At 71.4% G+C, this 16,397-nt stretch carries 19 protein-coding genes and 1 riboswitch; of the genes, 3 read left to right on the top strand and 16 right to left on the bottom strand.

Annotation, left to right across the window (positions count from 1 at the left end; genetic code table 11):
• Positions 1–34: 34 nt before the first annotated feature.
• Both def and ABT336_RS23280 read right to left on the bottom strand, forming a co-directional pair.
• Positions 35–538, bottom strand: a complete 504-nt coding sequence (def, locus tag ABT336_RS23285; protein ID WP_350899029.1) for a peptide deformylase — start codon at positions 536–538, stop codon at positions 35–37.
• Positions 535–1,803, bottom strand: a complete 1,269-nt coding sequence (locus tag ABT336_RS23280) for a chorismate-binding protein (protein ID WP_350899027.1) — start codon at positions 1,801–1,803, stop codon at positions 535–537. The genes def and ABT336_RS23280 overlap by 4 nt, the downstream gene beginning before the upstream one ends.
• Positions 1,804–1,899: 96 nt before the next feature.
• On the opposite strand from ABT336_RS23280, the gene ABT336_RS23275 reads away from it, so the two are divergent.
• The gene (locus ABT336_RS23275; RefSeq protein ID WP_350899025.1) at positions 1,900–2,100 is read left to right on the top strand and encodes a DUF5999 family protein; all 201 of its coding nucleotides are present in this window, start codon (positions 1,900–1,902) and stop codon (positions 2,098–2,100) included.
• Between the two features lie 62 nt (positions 2,101–2,162).
• Here the strand turns inward: ABT336_RS23275 and gcvP are convergent, their stop codons facing one another.
• Positions 2,163–5,006, bottom strand: coding sequence for an aminomethyl-transferring glycine dehydrogenase (gcvP, locus tag ABT336_RS23270; protein ID WP_350899023.1), 2,844 nt, complete (start codon positions 5,004–5,006; stop codon positions 2,163–2,165).
• Positions 5,007–5,093: 87 nt separating this feature from the next.
• A riboswitch (glycine riboswitch) is annotated at positions 5,094–5,187 on the bottom strand.
• A gap of 63 nt (positions 5,188–5,250) precedes the next feature.
• Positions 5,251–6,105 carry an NAD-dependent protein deacetylase gene (locus ABT336_RS23265; protein WP_350899036.1) on the bottom strand — a complete coding sequence of 285 codons (855 nt, stop codon included), beginning with the start codon at positions 6,103–6,105 and terminating at the stop codon, positions 5,251–5,253.
• A gap of 103 nt (positions 6,106–6,208) precedes the next feature.
• On the opposite strand from ABT336_RS23265, the gene ABT336_RS23260 reads away from it, so the two are divergent.
• On the top strand, positions 6,209–6,868 hold the full coding sequence (locus ABT336_RS23260) for an NAD(P)H-binding protein (protein ID WP_350899021.1): 660 nt from the start codon (positions 6,209–6,211) through the stop codon (positions 6,866–6,868).
• A 28-nt stretch (positions 6,869–6,896) separates the two neighbouring features.
• Here the strand turns inward: ABT336_RS23260 and ABT336_RS23255 are convergent, their stop codons facing one another.
• The 12 genes from ABT336_RS23255 to ABT336_RS23200 all read right to left on the bottom strand — a co-directional run bounded on the left by ABT336_RS23255 (position 6,897) and on the right by ABT336_RS23200 (position 15,847).
• Entirely contained in the window at positions 6,897–7,484 is a 588-nt protein-coding gene (locus ABT336_RS23255; protein WP_350899019.1) for a MerR family transcriptional regulator, read from the bottom strand.
• 188 nt (positions 7,485–7,672) lie between these two features.
• On the bottom strand, positions 7,673–8,137 hold the full coding sequence (locus tag ABT336_RS23250) for a bifunctional nuclease family protein (protein ID WP_350899034.1): 465 nt from the start codon (positions 8,135–8,137) through the stop codon (positions 7,673–7,675).
• A 214-nt stretch (positions 8,138–8,351) separates the two neighbouring features.
• Complete coding sequence (gene ftsR, locus ABT336_RS23245; RefSeq protein ID WP_350899033.1) at positions 8,352–9,050, bottom strand: transcriptional regulator FtsR; 699 nt, start codon at positions 9,048–9,050, stop codon at positions 8,352–8,354.
• A gap of 50 nt (positions 9,051–9,100) precedes the next feature.
• On the bottom strand, positions 9,101–9,553 hold the full coding sequence (gene odhI / locus ABT336_RS23240) for an oxoglutarate dehydrogenase inhibitor Odhl (RefSeq protein WP_350899017.1): 453 nt from the start codon (positions 9,551–9,553) through the stop codon (positions 9,101–9,103).
• A gap of 216 nt (positions 9,554–9,769) precedes the next feature.
• Positions 9,770–10,147 (bottom strand): glycine cleavage system protein GcvH, encoded by a 378-nt coding sequence (gene gcvH / locus ABT336_RS23235; protein ID WP_350899015.1) that lies wholly within the window; start codon positions 10,145–10,147, stop codon positions 9,770–9,772.
• Positions 10,148–10,204: 57 nt separating this feature from the next.
• Positions 10,205–11,197, bottom strand: coding sequence for a DUF881 domain-containing protein (locus ABT336_RS23230; protein WP_350899013.1), 993 nt, complete (start codon positions 11,195–11,197; stop codon positions 10,205–10,207).
• 9 nt (positions 11,198–11,206) lie between these two features.
• Complete coding sequence (locus ABT336_RS23225; RefSeq protein ID WP_350899011.1) at positions 11,207–11,539, bottom strand: small basic family protein; 333 nt, start codon at positions 11,537–11,539, stop codon at positions 11,207–11,209.
• Positions 11,536–12,447 (bottom strand): DUF881 domain-containing protein, encoded by a 912-nt coding sequence (locus ABT336_RS23220; protein WP_350899009.1) that lies wholly within the window; start codon positions 12,445–12,447, stop codon positions 11,536–11,538. The genes ABT336_RS23225 and ABT336_RS23220 overlap by 4 nt, the downstream gene beginning before the upstream one ends.
• A complete protein-coding gene (gene clsA / locus ABT336_RS23215) occupies positions 12,444–13,073 on the bottom strand; it encodes a cardiolipin synthase ClsA (RefSeq protein WP_502891241.1) in 630 nt (209 codons plus the stop codon). The genes ABT336_RS23220 and clsA overlap by 4 nt, the downstream gene beginning before the upstream one ends.
• A 265-nt stretch (positions 13,074–13,338) precedes the next feature.
• Complete coding sequence (locus ABT336_RS23210; protein ID WP_350899007.1) at positions 13,339–13,803, bottom strand: MarR family transcriptional regulator; 465 nt, start codon at positions 13,801–13,803, stop codon at positions 13,339–13,341.
• Positions 13,804–13,848: 45 nt separating this feature from the next.
• A complete protein-coding gene (locus ABT336_RS23205; protein ID WP_350899005.1) occupies positions 13,849–15,024 on the bottom strand; it encodes a PP2C family protein-serine/threonine phosphatase in 1,176 nt (391 codons plus the stop codon).
• Positions 15,025–15,103: 79 nt separating this feature from the next.
• Entirely contained in the window at positions 15,104–15,847 is a 744-nt protein-coding gene (locus ABT336_RS23200; protein WP_350899003.1) for an SAM-dependent methyltransferase, read from the bottom strand.
• Positions 15,848–15,970: 123 nt separating this feature from the next.
• Here ABT336_RS23200 and ABT336_RS23195 point away from each other — a divergent pair.
• Positions 15,971–16,397 (top strand): universal stress protein (locus tag ABT336_RS23195; RefSeq protein WP_350899001.1); only part of this gene is annotated, 427 nt, incomplete at its 3' end.

Raw genomic sequence — 16,397 nt, 5'->3', positions numbered from 1 at the left:
CCCGGAGGGTGGCCGTGGTGCGGGGGCGGGTGGCTCAGCGGTGGGTGCGGTCGTAGTGGCCGGCGCGGATCTCGCGGAGGGCCTGGCGGCGGACCGGGCCGGTGAGGGTGTCGACGTAGAGGCGTCCGGCGAGGTGGTCGGTCTCGTGTTGCAGGGCGCGGGCGAGGAATCCGTCGGCGGTGATGGTGCGGGGTTCGCCGTGCTGGTCGAGGCCGTGGGCGGTGACGTGGCGGGCGCGCCGGGTGGGGAAGTACAGGCCGGGGATGGACAGGCAGCCCTCGTCGTCGTCGTCGGTGTCGTCGGACAGGTCGAGGGTGGGGTTGACGAGGTGGCCGCGGTGGCCGTCGGCGTCGTAGACGAAGACCTGGGCGTTGACGCCGATCTGGGGTGCGGCGACGCCGGCGCGTCCGGGGGCGCCGAGCAGGGTGTCCATCAGGTCGGTGACGAGGGCGCGCAGGTCGGCGTCGAAGGTGGTGACGGGGTCGTTGGGGGTGCGTAGGACGGGGTCGCCGATGATCCGGATGGGCCGCATGGTCATGGCTGGCAAGGGTAGTCGGCGGGTTTCGTCGGTGGTGGGGTGCCGGCGAGCAGGGCGCGCAGGGGTGCGGCCTTGGCGGCGGCTTCGGCGACTTCGGCGGTGGGGTCGCTGTCCCAGGTGATGCCGCCGCCGGCCCACAGGTGCAGGCGGTCGGTGTCGGTGGCGGCGGTGCGGATGGTGAGGCCGAGGTCGAGGTGGCCGGGGGCGATCCAGCCGAGGGCGCCCATGCCGGCGCCGCGGCCGGTGGGTTCCAGGGCGGCGATGTGGTGCAGGGCGGCGCGTTTGGGGGCGCCGGTGACGGAGCCGCCGGGGCAGACGGCGTGGAGGAGGTCGGCGAGGCCGATGCCGGGGGCGAGGGTGGCGGAGACGGTGGATTCGGCCTGCCAGAGGTCGCACCAGCGGCGGACGGCGTAGAGCTGGTCGACGGTGACGGTGCCGGTGTGGGCGATGTGGGCGAGGTCGTTGCGTTCGAGGTCGACGATCATGATGTGTTCGGCGCGTTCCTTGGCCGAGGTGAGCAGGTCGTGGCGGCCGGCGGGGGTGGCGGGGCGGGTGCCTTTGATGGGGCGGGTGAGGACGCGGTCGGCGGTGACCTCGACGAGGGTTTCCGGGGAGGCGCAGCCGATGGCCCAGCCGTCGCCGGTGAGGGTGCCGCCGTAGCGGGCGCCGGGGAGGGTGGCCAGTCGGGTCAGGGCGGGTAGGGGGTCGCCGTGGTAGGGGGCGCTGGCGTGGCCGACGAGGTTGACCTGGTAGACGTCGCCGCGTCCGATGGCGTCGCGGACGGCCTGGACGGCGTGGGCGTGGGCGTGGGGGTTCCAGCTGTCGTGCCAGGGTCCGAGGGTCCAGGTGGTGGTGGGTGGTGGTGGGGTGTGGGGGGTGGGTCGGGTGGTGTGGTGGTAGACGACGGCGACGACGTCGGGGAGGGTGGGGGCGGGTTCGGTGGGGGTGGGTACGCCGAGGAGGTGGGCGCCGGCGGCGGCGGAGACGTAGAGGGCGGCGCCGCAGACCTGGCCGGGGCGGTGGTCGCCGGGGGTGGTGGGGCGGGTGAGGTCGGTGACGGGTAGGCCGTGGTGGGTGAGGAAGTCCTGGACGGCGGTGAGGGGGTCGCCGCCGTCGGTGTGGTGCCACTGCCAGCGGTCTCGTTCGGTGAGGTGGGGTCGGCATCCGGTGGGGATGGCGGGGACGTCAATCAATCGCTGTGGGAGCGTTTCCACGCCACTCGGTCCGACCTTCCTCATCCGTTCAGCGGATTTCCGACGCGCCACGGTGAAAGCCGCTCGATGCGACGCGCCGCGACTTGGTACTGTGCGTCACTGGTTGTGTGAACCATGACACAGTGCCCCCACAGTCCGGAGAACCCGATGTGCCAGCACCAAACCACCTGCCCCTCCGCTGACGCGACCGACCGGGAGGCCGCCCGCGCCATCGCCTGCTTCCCCGAACAGGGCTGGAGTCTGCTCTGCAACGGGGTGATCCTTTTCGAGGACACCGGCGAGTTGCTGCCCGACGGCCGCAGCATCGCCCCCCACCGCGGCCCGGCCCGTCACGCCCTGGTCGCCTGACCCCTCACCCACCGTCACCGGTGGTCTCCGCCCCGCCCGGGACGGCCGCGCCGCAGCGTACGTCAGTCCTCGAACGCCTGCGGCGACGGGCAGGAACACATGAGGTTCCGGTCACCGTAGGCCCCGTCGACCCGCCGTACCGGCGGCCAGTACTTCCCCGTCCGGTCCACGCCGCTCGGGTACGCCCCCACCGACCGCGGATACGGGTGGGACCACTCGTCGGCCGACACCATCGCCGCGGTGTGCGGGGCGTTCGACAGCGGGCTGTCCTCGCGGGGCCACTGCCCCGACGCCACCCGGTCGATCTCGTCGCGGATCGCGATCATCGCGTCGCAGAACCGGTCCAGCTCCGCCAGGTCCTCGCTCTCGGTCGGCTCCACCATCAACGTCCCCGCCACCGGGAACGACATCGTCGGCGCGTGGAACCCGTAGTCGATCAGCCGTTTTGCGACGTCGTCGACAGTCACCCCCGACGCCTTCGTCAACGGCCGCAGGTCCAGGACGCACTCGTGGGCCACCAGGCCCTTGTTCCCGGCGTACAGGACCGGGAAGGACGCCCGCAGCCGCGCCGCCACGTAGTTGGCCGCCAGGACCGCCACCCCGGTCGCCCGGGTCAACCCCGCCGGCCCCATCATCCGCAGGTACGCCCACGGGATCGGCAGGATCCCCGCCGACCCGTACCGGGACGCCGAGATCGCCGGTCGACCCGGCCCGTGCTCCCCCACCGGGTCACCCGGCAGGAACGGGGCCAGGTGGGCGCGGACCGCCACCGGCCCCACCCCCGGGCCGCCCCCGCCGTGCGGGATGCAGAACGTCTTGTGCAGGTTCAGGTGTGACACGTCCGCCCCGAACCGGCCCGGCTTGGCGTACCCCACCAGGGCGTTGAGGTTCGCCCCGTCCACGTACACCTGACCGCCGGCGTCGTGGACCTTCGCGCACAGCTGCGCGATGCCCGTCTCGTACACCCCGTGCGTCGACGGGTACGTCACCATGATCGCCGCCAGGGCGTCCCGATGCGTGTCGATCTTCGCGTCCAGGTCCACCAGGTCCACGTCGCCGTCGGCGTCACACGCCACCACGACCACCCGCATCCCGGCCATCACCGCGCTCGCCGCGTTGGTGCCGTGCGCCGACGACGGGATCAGACACACGTCGCGGTGCCCCTGGCCCCGGTCGGCGTGGTACGCCCGGATCGCCAGCAACCCGGCCAGTTCCCCCTGCGACCCGGCGTTGGGCTGCACACTGACCGCGTCGTAGCCGGTCACCTCCGCCAACCAGCCCTCCAGCTGACCGATCAGCTCCCGGTACCCGACGGTCTGCTCCGCCGGTGCCATCGGGTGCACGTCGGCGAACTCCGGCCAGGTGACAGCCGCCATCTCGGTGGTGGCGTTGAGCTTCATCGTGCACGACCCCAGCGGGATCATCCCCCGGTCCAGGGCGTAGTCGAAGTCCGCCAACCGCCGCAGGTACCGCAGCATCGCCGTCTCCGACCGGTGGGTGTGGAACACCGGGTGGGTCAGCATCGGGGTGGTCCGGGTCAAACCGGCGGGCAGAACCCCGGCGGGGTCACCGGCCACGGCCGGCACCGCAGTGCCCAGGGCCGCCGCGAAGGCCTCCCACACCGCGTCCAGGTGCGCTCCCACTGTCGTCTCGTCGCAGGCGACCCCGACCAGGTCGGCGTCGACCAGCCGGACGTTCACACCCCGCGCCGCGGCCTGCGCCACCACCTGCTCCGCCCGGCCCGGCACCCGCAGCAGCACCGTGTCGAAGAACGCGTCGTGCACCACCTGCACCCCGTCGACGGCCGCCAACCCCGCCGCCAACCGCACCGCGTGCCGGTGGGTGCGCCGGGCGATCGCCCGCAGCCCCTCCGGGCCGTGGTACACCGCGTACATGCCGGCCATCACCGCCAGCAGCACCTGCGCGGTGCAGATGTTGCTGGTCGCCTTCTCCCGCCGGATGTGCTGCTCCCGGGTCTGCAACGCCAACCGGTACGCCGGTGCGCCCGCCGCGTCCCGGGACACCCCCACCAGGCGTCCCGGCAGCATCCGCTCCAAACCGGAACGGACCGCCAGGTAACCGGCGTGGGGGCCACCGAAGCCCATCGGCACCCCGAACCGTTGGGTGGTGCCCGCCGCGATGTCAGCGCCGATCTCCCCCGGCGGGCGCAGCAACGTCAACGCCAGCAGGTCCGCCGCGACGCACACCACCGCCCCGACCCGGTGGGCCGCCGTGACCAGCGGCTCGTGGTCGCGTACCCGCCCCGACGCCCCCGGGTACTGCAGGTGCAGGCCGAAGAACTCCGCCGGCAGCCCGTCGGTGTCGACGTCGACGACCCGCACCTCGATCCCCAGCGGCTGCGCCCGACCGGCGATCACCGCGACGGTCTGCGGCAGGGTGTCGGCGTCGACGACGTACACCGGGCTGGTGCTCTTCGACGCCCGGCGGGCCAGGGTCATCGCCTCCGCCGCCGCCGTGGCCTCGTCGAGCATCGACGCGTTGGCCGTGGCCAGCCCGGTGAGGTCGGTCACCACGGTCTGGAAGTTCAGCAGCGCCTCCAGCCGGCCCTGACTGATCTCCGGCTGGTACGGGGTGTACGCCGTGTACCAGGCCGGGTTCTCCAGCACGTTGCGGCGGATCACCGCCGGGGTGTGCGTGCCGTGGTAGCCCAACCCGATCATCGACACCGCGACGGTGTTGCGTGCTGCCAGCTCCCGCAGCTGCGCCACCGCCTCGGCCTCACCGACCGGGGCGGGCAGGTCCAGGTCGCCGTGCCAGCGGATCGACTCCGGGATCGCCGCGTCCATCAGTTCGTCGACCGAGTCGTAGCCGACGACGTCCAACATGCGACGCTGCGCGTCCTGATCGGGGCCGACGTGCCGGTCGGCGAACTGTTCCGAGGTCATGGGAGTGGCACCTTCCAGGGGCTGAGGTCGACACGTCGGCCTCCCCCTGAGTCACCCCCGCACACTCGGTGCGGACGCTCCACAGTGCCTGCCCACGAGGTCCTTTTGCCTGAGAGGTTCCGGGGAGGATATGCCCCTTCGGCGCCGCCGACACCTCGGCGGTCTCTCCCCCGTGGGTGATACCGGCAAGGTCAACGCTACCAGCGGCCCGCCCACCCCGGCACGTCGTCCCCGCCGCAGCCGCTCACACCGCCACCGGGTGGGGTGCCGCGGTGACCGGCCCGGCACCGGTCAGCCGGTCGGCCAGGACCGGAAGGAGCACCCCCAGGGGGCCGTCCCAGCGCAGCGCCGCATACCCGTCCCCCCGGGTCGGCCCCTGGTTGACGATCACCACCGGGATGCCCTGTTTCGCCGCCCGGATCACGAACCGGCGACCCGACATCACCGTCAGCGACGACCCCAGGACCAGCACCGACCTGGCCTGCTGCACCAGGGAGAAACACCGGGCCACCCGGGGTGCCGGCACCGTCTCCCCGAAGAACACCACGTCGGGTTTGAGGATCCCCCCACACGTCGTGCAGTCCACGGTCCGGAACGCGGCCACCTGCCCGTCGTCGAGGTCGACGTCGCCGTCGGGGTTCACCGCCGTCACCTGCGCCCCGAACCCCGGGTTGGCCGCCTGCAACCGCCGGTCCAGGTCCTGTCGCGAGGACCTGTCACCGCAGCCCAGACAGACCACCCGGTCGAGGCGGCCGTGCAACTCCACCACCGCCCCGGACCCGGCGGCGGTGTGCAACCCGTCGACGTTCTGGGTGATCACCCCCGACACCAGCCCCGTCTCCTGCATTCGGGCCACGGCCCGGTGTCCCGCGTTCGGGGCGGCCCGGGACACCAGCCGCCACCCCAGGTGACTGCGGGCCCAGTACCGCCGTCGTGCCACCGGGTCACCGGTGAACGTCTCGTACGTCATCGGGGTGTGCCGGCGGGCCACCCCGCTGGGCCCCCGATAGTCGGGGATCCCCGACTCGGTGGACAACCCCGCGCCGCTGAGCACCACCACCCGACCGGCTCCCAACAGCCCGGCCACCGCCTCGACCATCTCCGTCACCCGTCCATGCTGCCTCAGCGGCCCGGCCACCGGCCACGCCCCTTCGGCGGTGTCCCCCGCGCGGACACCGCCCGCAGCCGCTACGTTGACCGGTATGCGTGTCGTCATCGCCGGAGGCCACGGCAAGATCGCCCGACTGCTCGGACAGGACCTCGCCGCCCGCGGCGACACCCCCGTCGGTCTGGTCCGCAACCCCGACCACGTCGGTGCGCTCACCGCCGACGGCATCCGACCCGTCCTCTGCGACCTGGAACACAGCACCGTCGAGGAGGTCGCCGCGCACCTGGCCGACGCCGACGCGGTGGTCTTCGCCGCCGGGGCCGGACCCGGCAGCGGGGCCGCCCGTAAGGACACCGTCGACCGGGGTGCCGCCAGCCTCCTCGCCGACGCCGCCCACACCGCCGGGGTACGCCGCTACCTGCTGGTGTCGTCGATGGGCGTCGACCGGGACCCGGCGCCCGGCACCGACGAGGTGTTCGCCGCCTACCTGCGGGCCAAGAAGGCCGCCGAGGACGACCTGACCGGCCGGGACCTCGATGTGACGGTGCTGCGGCCCGGCCGGCTCACCGACGACAAGCCGACGGGGCGGGTCACCCTCGCCCGGCACGTCCCGTCCGGGGCGGTCAGCCGCGCCGACGTCGCCCACGTGCTGCGTGTCCTGCTCGACCGGCCCGGCACCGCCGGGATCACCGTGGAGCTCGTCGGCGGGGACACGACCGTCGACGACGCGGTCACCGCCGCCGTCGACGCCTGACCCGCAGACGCCGGTCGCCGGGCCGGGGTCAGCCCGCCCGGCGGCGGGCCCGCCGCGCCGCCAACTCGTCGCCCGCGACCTCCGACCCGACCGGTTCGGGGCCGTCCACCACCGCAGGCTCCGCCGGCAGGTGCGACAGCGAACCCTGGACCTCCTTGAACGCGCCACCGATCGCGATGCCGAACACACCCTGCCCACCCTGGAGCAGGTCGACGACCTCCTCCGGTGACCGGCACTCGTACACCGTCGTACCGTCGGAGATCAACGTGATGCCGGCCAGGTCGGCCACGCCCCGCGACCGCAACGCCTCGATCGCCTTGCGGATGTTCTGCAGGGACACCCCCGCGTCCAACAGCCGCTTCACGACCTTCAACACCACCAGGTCGCGGAACGAGTACAACCGGGCGGTACCGGACCCGGAGGCGTCACGCACGCTCGGCACCACCAGCGCCGTCCGCGCCCAGTAGTCCAACTGCCGATAGCTGATACCCACCGCGTGACAGGCAGTCACACCCCGATACCCCACCGAACCGTCACTGTCCGTCATCGTGTCCGGCGGTGTGCCGTCCGGTTGACGCTGATGAACACCCGGATCGGAATCTCGCGGCTCATGCATCCCGACAACCTCCCCGCCCGTGCGGTGACACGTCGTTTCCGGGACGTGCACCCCTCGACACGGCAACCCTATAGCGACCATGAAGAGTTACCACGGAGAAACCACCGCGACACGCCGCGCAGCGACACTCACCGACCCCACACCACCCGCCGTCACCCTCAGTCACCGGGCCGTGTCGGGGTGGGTCGTCAGCCCGCGAAGTCCTCCGGACTCACCTGCTCCAGGAACTCGCGGAACTTCTCCACCTCGTCCTCCTGCTCGTCGGGGATCACGATCCCCGCCTCGCTGAGGACCTGCTCCGCACAACGAATCGGTGCCCCCACCCGCAACGCCAACGCGATCGAGTCACTCGGCCGGGCCGACACCCGCACCCCGTCACCGATCAGCAGATCCGCGTAGAAGACGCTCTCCTTCAGCTCGGTGATCTCCACCGCCCGCAACGGCGCCTCCAGCGCCGACAGCACGTCACGCAGCAGGTCGTGCGTCAACGGACGAGCCGGTTTGACCCCCTGCTGCTCGTAGGCGATCGCCGTCGCCTCGACCGCACCAATCCAGATCGGCAGGTAGCGGTCGCCCTCGACCTCCCTGAGCAGGACGATCGGCTGGTTGCTGGGCAGCTCCACCCGAACTCCGACCACGCTCAGCTCGCGCACCGCCGCCTCCGTGTCGTCGTCACTCATATGCCCGCACCGCGCCCTTCCCCGCCACGGTACACGGACCGCGAACAGGCTGTGGAACGCGTCACCAGCCCATACACCACGCCAGAACGAGTTACCCCGGCAAGCCTACGACACGCCCACCGGGGCCGATCACCACGCACGACCAACCCCACCACCGGCACACCCGAGGCAGGACGCGGGCCGACCCTCACCGACCCAACGTCGACCGCAACCCCACCCGCACCAACGCCGCGTGCAACTGCTGCGACAACGCGACCAACTCCCGCGCCGTCTCCGCAGCCCGCGCCCGCGCCGCCGGATCACTCTGCCGCGCCAACGGGGCCACCAACTGCGCGAACAAGCCCACCTCACGGTCGGCCGCCGTCCGGTACCCCCGCAGGTGCCGGGGCTGGATCCCGTACACCGCCAGACCCGCCACCGCCCGCGCGATGATCAACGCGTCGCCGTCGTACCAGCCCGGCGGATCCGACACGACGATCCCGAGCCGCTCCAACTCGACAAGCGTCGACTCGTCGATCCCACTACGCGCGACCAGGTCGACCCGACCCAACCGCACCTGACCGGCCTCCGCCGGCTCAGCGGTCCGGCCCGGCACCTCACCACCCGGACCCACCGCCACCAACGTCGGCCGCGGCGGACCCGGGCCGTCCACCGACCCGTCCCACCCCGCGAGCTGCTCACGGATCACCCGCAACGGCAGATACTGGTCCCGCTGCGCGGTCAGCACGAACCGCAACCGCGCCACGTCGTCCCAGCTGTACTTCCGGTAACCCGCGGCAGTCCGCTGCGGCTCCACCAGGCCCTCGGCCTCCAGGAACCGCAACTTGGAAATGGTGATGTCCGGGAAGTCGGCCCGCAGTTGAGACAACACCTCGCCGATACTCATCAGCGGATGCGCCCGGGCCGCCCCCGGCGGCGTCGAAGCCGCAGGCTCGTTCACCCCCGGCCGGCCCCCTCCTCCGGACGCGGACCGGCGATGAACACCACCCGGAACTTCCCGATCTGCACCTCGTCGCCATTGCTCAACGTAGCCGCCTCCACACGCTCACGGTTCACGTACGTACCGTTCAAGCTACCCACGTCCCGGACCGTGAACGTGCCACCGTCCCGGTGGAACTCCGCGTGCCGCCTCGACACCGTCACGTCATCGAGGAAGATGTCACTGTCGGGGTGCCGCCCACTGGTCGTCACGTCATGGTCCAACAAGAACCGGGCACCCGCATTCGGGCCCCGCCGAACCACCAGCAAAGCCATTCCCGGCGGCAACGAACTGGACATCCGGCTCGGCACCACATCGGTGTCCGGCCCCTCCAGCACTTCGTCGAGCGAACCGAGATTGAGCGTCGAAGTGACGTCGAGTGGGGGGAACTCGTCGCCTGGGCGCGTCATGGGACCACCTCACGGATCAGATCGGTCGCGTCGGGTAAGGGCGAGTCTGGCCGCCGGGCAGTGCAACACCCGGCGGCTGGCTCTCCCCTGCCAGGGAAGGCAATTCCGCAACGCTCAACTATTGGATTCTCGGTCAACTGGGCGAGCCTAGCCAGCACCGAAATGCAGGGCAACCGGACGCGCGGGAAACGACTCCCGCCACGAACCCGGCCCGACTCAACCCTCGATGAGGTCACGGTAGGCCGCAGCGGACAACAAACCCTCCACCGCAGCCACGTCGTCGCAGGTGATCTCCACCAACCACCCCGCACCGTACGGGTCTGTGTTGATCACCTCAGGGGTGTCGGACAACACGTCGTTGCGCGCCGACACGGTGCCACCGACCGGCGCGTAGATCTCCGACACACTCTTCGTCGACTCGATCTCGCCCAACGAGTCACCGGCGGCCACCACGGCACCGACCTCCGGCAACTGGACGAACACGATGTCGCCCAGCGCGTCCTGCGCGTAATGGGTGATCCCCACCCGCACAGCCCTGCCGTCACCCACCACCCACTCGTGCTCAGCGGTGTACCGCAGATCCTCAGGAATCACCAGACGCGTCCTTCATCCATCGGTGCACCGGCGGGAAACCGGTGCCGGCCGCGCCGGTCACGAGACCGGACGGGCGTGCTCCAGCTTGGTCGGCTCGTGCAGCGCCGAAACCTCGACGACCTCACGCTCCTCGACGATCACGTTACCGCCGGCACGCTGAACCGCAGCGACCACCCCGCCCGGAATGCGCAACGCCGTACGCATGGTGTCCGGCTCACCGATCACCAGGATCGTGTACGGCCCCGACAACCGCCGCCCGTCCACCGACAACCCCCCACCCTCGGCGTCGAGGAAATACGTCGACGCCACCACCCGCACCGGATCCCCACCCCGCCCGGAGATCTGCATCGCCTCCGCACCCGCACCCCGCAGCTCCTGCACCGCGTCCAGGATCCGGAACGCCTCCACCGGCGTCGACACCGACTCGAACCGCACCGACAACCCCGGCCCCGCCGCCGGCAACGTACCCGCCAGGATCCCCAACTCGTCGGCCCGCCGCGTCGCCTCCTCCAACGCCGCCTGCCGGCCCTCCACACCCGAGGTCAACTGCCGCTGGCTGTCCTCCAACGCCGCGATGTCCTGCCGGAGCCGGTTCTCCCGCTGATCCAGGTCCGACAGGATCCGCACCAGGTCCTCCTGCCGCGCCGCCGCCAACGACCCGTCCGTCGACGTCGTCTTCAACTGCACCGCCAAGGTGAACCCCAGCAACGCCAACAACACCGCGATCACCACACCGGCCGACCCGAACCGCCACCGCGGCCCGTCCTGCGCAGACGCCGACAGGTCCACCGTCTCCGCGTCCCCGTCGAGGTCGGGGTCGGAGTCGGAGTCGGGGTCGTCCGCAGGGGTGGTGGACCCCGGCGTCACCGGAGCAGACACCCCGGCACCCCCCGGGACCGGCGGATCCGCCTCCCGTCCCGCCGGCGTCAGGTCACTGACCTCGTCCGCCGACGGCGCCTGCGGCCGCGGATCCGGGCCAGGAGACGATCCCACCGGCCGCCCCGCACCCGACGGCCAACCCGTACCCGTATCGGTGTGCTCGTCGCTCACGCCACCAACCTACGCCCGGAACAGGTGCCGGCGAATCGCCGCCACATTGCCGAAGATCCGCACCCCCAACACCACCACCACACCGGTGGACAACTGCCCACCCACACCCAACTGGTCACCCAGATACACGATCAACCCCGCCACCAGCACGTTCGAGATGAACGACACCACGAACTGCTTGTCGTCGAAGATCCGGTCCAACTTCGCCCGCACCCCACCGAACACCGCATCCAACGCCGCCACCACCGCGATCGGCAGATACGGCTGCAACGCCGCCGGAACCGTCGGATCCAGATACAACCCGAGCACCACACCGGCCAGCAACGCCAGCACCGCGATCACCGGCCACCTCCAGAAGGACTGGGAGACGTCCGCGACCCGGACGACTCAGAACTGCCCGACGGACTCGGATCCACCGGCGGCCCCGCCCACCGCAACCGCGGCTCCGCCGCCGCCGGCAACGTCAGATCCTTCGCCACCCGCACCCCGAACGACAACCCCGTCTTCGACGCCACCTGACGCATCAACGCCGACGCGGCAGAGCCCTCGAACCGCTGCCGCATCTCACCCGGACCGATCGCCGACACCTCGTACGGCCCCGTCACCGGCCGGAAATCCACCAGGATCGCATCCCCCGCCGACCTGATCGTCGACGTCGCCGTCAACCGCTGACCATTGATCGACACCGCCTCCGCCCCCGCACCCCACAACGCGTTCGCCACCCGCTGAAGATCGCTGTAGATCACCCGATCCGGCCCCGCCCCACCATCGGCCGCCCCCGTCACCGCATCCTGATCGTCACGGGCGTCAGCCAACCGCACCACCACACCGTCACCCCGCACCCGACCCACCCCCGTGCCCGCCTCCAACTCCCGCAACCGCGCCGCCTCCGAACCACCCAACGCCTGCACCCGCAACCGACCCACCTCGTCGCGCAACGCATCCGCCCGCTCACTCAACCGGTCGGACTCCTCCTCACGCTCCCGGATCTGCTGCACCAACCCCGCCCGCGCCTGAGCCCGCCCCGGCTCCTCCGCCACCGTCTGCCGATACGCCACCGCCAACAGGAAACCCACCACCACCAACACCACAGCCGACACCGACCGCGCCGGCCACACCGGCGCCCCCGCCACCCGACTCCGAGCCGCGTCCTCGTACCCCGGATCCAACGGATTACGGAACAACTCCGTCAGGAAATCCGGCGCGTACGTCCGATCCCTACGCCCCCGACCCGAACCCGAATCGCTCACGACGCCACCCCACGCCGCACCGACCGCACCAACCGGCCGGCCTGCACCACGTACAACGCCCCCGCCACCCAGTACAGGACCAGACCCCACCAGGCCAACGCCCACCCCGCCGACGACGCCGACACCGACGTGTCCGGCACCGCCGAGGCCAACAACAGCAACGGAAACGCCGCCAACAACAGGAACGTCGCAGTCTTACCCACGTAGTGCACCGGCGGCGGACCGTACCCGTGCCGGCGCAGCACCGCCAACGACCCCAACAACAACAACTCCCGGCCGAACAGCGCCACCGTGAACTCCCACGGCACCACCTCCCGCGCCGTGAACGCCAACACCGTGGCCAGGATGTACAACCTGTCGGCGAACGGATCCAACAACTCCCCGAGCCGACTCACCTGACGCAGCCGCCGGGCCACCCACCCGTCCACCCAGTCCGTGGTGCCCCCGACCGCCAACACCACGATCGCCGCCACGTCCGCCTCGACCACCAGGAACAGATACAGGAACAGCGGCACGCCCAACAGCCGCACGAAACTGATCACGTTCGGCAGGGTCAGGACCCGGTCACCGACCACCGACGGCCCCGCCTCGGGCGACGGCTGCTGCTGCGCGGGCCGACCCGACACCGAACCTCCCCCCGCGGGCACACGCCCCGCCCACCTCACAAGACCGGAAAAGGCGGGCACCCGGACGCGGTACCACCGCCGAGGCCGCTCCCGGCCCCCGACGGGACCCTCGCCTGTTGCCGCCCGATCGGTCGACCGAAGGCGGGTGACTTGCGCTGCCACTATAACGGGCCTGCTTCTGACGGTTTGCCGCTGTTGTTTCGCGCCTACCGTTGTGACCGGAGTCACCGATCCTGCGACAACCCCCACCACACCCCGAACCCGCTCACGCCGACCGCGCCGGACTGTCACCCGAATCCGCGCCCGCCGCCACCGCCTGACCGAACGCCGCCAACGCCAACAACAACTCGTGCTGCGCCCGCCCCGGCATCCGATCCAACACCCCCTGCACCGCCCGCCGACGACGCTCCTTCACCTCACACAACAACGACTGCGCCGCCGGCGTCGGCACCAACCGCACCTCACGCCGATCCCGCGGATCCGGGACCCGCCGCAACAACCCGGTCGCCTCCAGACGGTCACACAGTCGACTCGCCGACGACGGCACCACATCCAACACCTCGGCCAACCGGTTGACGTTCAGATCCGGCCGAGTCGTCACCAACGCCAACACCCGCAACTGCGTCGGCGACACCGTCAGGTCCTGCCTGGACACTGCGGAATCCAACACACCCACCAACGCGTCGGCTGCCGCCTCGACCGCTGCGGCAAGGTTCGGAGGTCGCTCCACCCGGTGTCCCCTGCGATCGTCCCGCTCGTACTCGCCCGCCCCCGACTACCGCTCGCCCCCACCGGCCCGCCCCGACGGACCATGCCAGTCCAGGCAGACCACCACGGCGTCGTCACGCAGATCCGCGTCGGCGTGGTGGGCGTGCAGCTCGCGCATCACCGTACCAACCGCCTCCGTCGCCGGCTGCAGCCGAGTGGACCGCATCGCCCGCGCCATCGCCCGCCGACCGTACTCCTCCCGCCCCACCGGCGTCGCCGCGTACACGCCGTCGGAGACCACGAACAACCGGTCCCCCGCCACCAGATCGAACTCCTGCAGGTCGTACCGGGTCTCGGCGAACATCCCCAACGGCAACTGCTGCTCCAACGCGATCCGGGTCACCACACCCCCACGCAACCGCCACACGTGCGGCGAACCCGCATCCACCGCCCGCACCCCACCCGACACCGTGTCCACCTCCAACAACAACGTCGCCACGTGCCGGTCACCACGATGCTGGTAGAACAACGTGTCCGAGGCCAACTCCGCCTGCTCGACCAACCCCCCACCCGAGCGCCGGGCGTTACGCATCGCGTTCACCGTCACCGCCGTCACCATCGCCGCCGGCAACCCACTACCGGTCCCGTTGAGCACCGTCACCGTCAACCGGTCGGCCTCCACCGCCCAGTCGAAATGGTCACCACCCACCGTGTACGCCGGCTCCAACTGACCGGCCAACAGAAACGCCTCCTGCTGCACACTGCGGCCCGGCAACAGATCCCACTGCATCTCCGCCGCCATGCTCAACCGCTGCCGCCGACGCGCCCGCTGATAACGGTCGGTCTCCCGATCCGCCGCCCGCAACGCCACCGCCAACTCCCCGGCGACCTCCCCCACCACCGCCACCCTGTCCGCCGGCACCACCGCCGGGAACTCCACCAGCAGCACACCCAGCCGCTCACCCCACACCGACACCGGCACGAACACCCGACACCGGCCGCCGTCCTCACCCTCGACCACCGGCTGCTGACTGCTGAAACACCGCTGCGCCACCTGACGACAGCCCTCGAACACCTGCGGATCCCGCACCGGCCACAGCCCACTGATCTGATAGTCGGCGACGAACACCTCGGAGCCCGACGCCCCCAACGACGCCCGCACCGCCCCGTCCACCGCCTCGGGCAACCGGTCCGGCGGCGCCCCACGCAACGCCCGAGACACCACCACAGGCGCATCCGGCATGCTCGTCCTCCGAAAAGATTCTTGCTGTAGGGCAAGCATCATACGGAGCGACCACCGACCCCCGACGGCCACCACCCACTCAACCCCCGCGCACCGCCACCCCGCCGTAGAACGCGTCCGCCACCGCCTCCACCGGCCCCTGCGGCCGCCACCGCGCCACCGGCACGATCCCCTCCACCGTCGGCTCCCACCGACCCAACAACGACCGCATCCCCGCCGGCTTCCGCATCCGGTACGCCGGCCCCATCATCGCCAACGCCTGCGGATACCCCGCCAGATCGGTGCCGTCGAAATCCACCGCCAACCGGCTACCCGGCGCCGACACCGCATACAACTCGTCCAGCGTCGCCGCCACCGCCTCGTCGTCCAGGAACGCCGCCACCCCCAGGAACACCACCCCCACCGGCCGCCGCCCCCACCCCGCAACGAACCGGTGCAACAGCGCCGGATCCACGGTCCCCACGTCGGCTGCATCACCGAACCCGTACCCCGCCCGGTCACAACCCGCCAGGATCTCCTGCCCCGACCGGACCGTCACCGCATCCACGTCGGTGTACAACACCGACGCCCCACCCGCCACCTCGTGCACGTTCCCACACGTCGGCACCCCACCACCGAACACCAGGAAACCGTCCAACCCCTGCGCCGCCATCGACCGCACCGCCCGACCCAGGAACGACCGCAACGACCGGAACACCGGCCGACACGGCCCGTACGCCCCCTCGAACGCACCGGCCGCCGCCACATCCACCGGAAAGTGATGCCGCCCGCCCAACCAGAAATCGATCATCCGCGCCGTACTCGGCTGCTCCGGCTCACCCATCGACGACTCTCCCTCCCAGTGGACCGGCGCCAGCGTACCCACCGACCCGGTGCACCGGTATCGGCCCGCCGACACCCCGAACACCGCGATACTGACCCCGCACCAGCAGACAAAGGAGACCCGGTGAACTCGGCCAACGGCGCAGCGGTCATCGTCGGTGTGGACGGCTCCCCCGCCGCCCACACCGCCGTCCGCCTGGCCGCCGCCCAGGCCCGACGACACCACCGACCCCTGCGCGTCGTCCACGGCTTCATCTGGCCCCACCTGCACGTCGCCACCGACCCACCCCCCGACGGCCCACCCGGCGGCGGCCTGCGACCCGCCGCCGAACGCCTCGTCACCGACGCCCTCCAGACCGCCCGCACCGTCGCACCCGACCTCCCCGTCACCGCGGAGATCATCGACGGGTCGGCCTCCACGGTCCTGCTCGGCGAGGCCCCCACCGCCGCCATGATCGTCGTCGGTGCCCGCGGCCTGGGCGGCTTCGCCGCCCTCCTCGTCGGCTCGGTCGCCGTCCAGGTCACCTCCCACGCCCCCTGCCCGGTCCTCG

It is taken from the genome of Micromonospora sp. NPDC000207 (genome assembly GCF_040300925.1).
Taxonomy (GTDB): domain Bacteria; phylum Actinomycetota; class Actinomycetes; order Mycobacteriales; family Micromonosporaceae; genus Micromonospora.
This window is presented reverse-complemented; position numbering and strand designations above follow the sequence as displayed.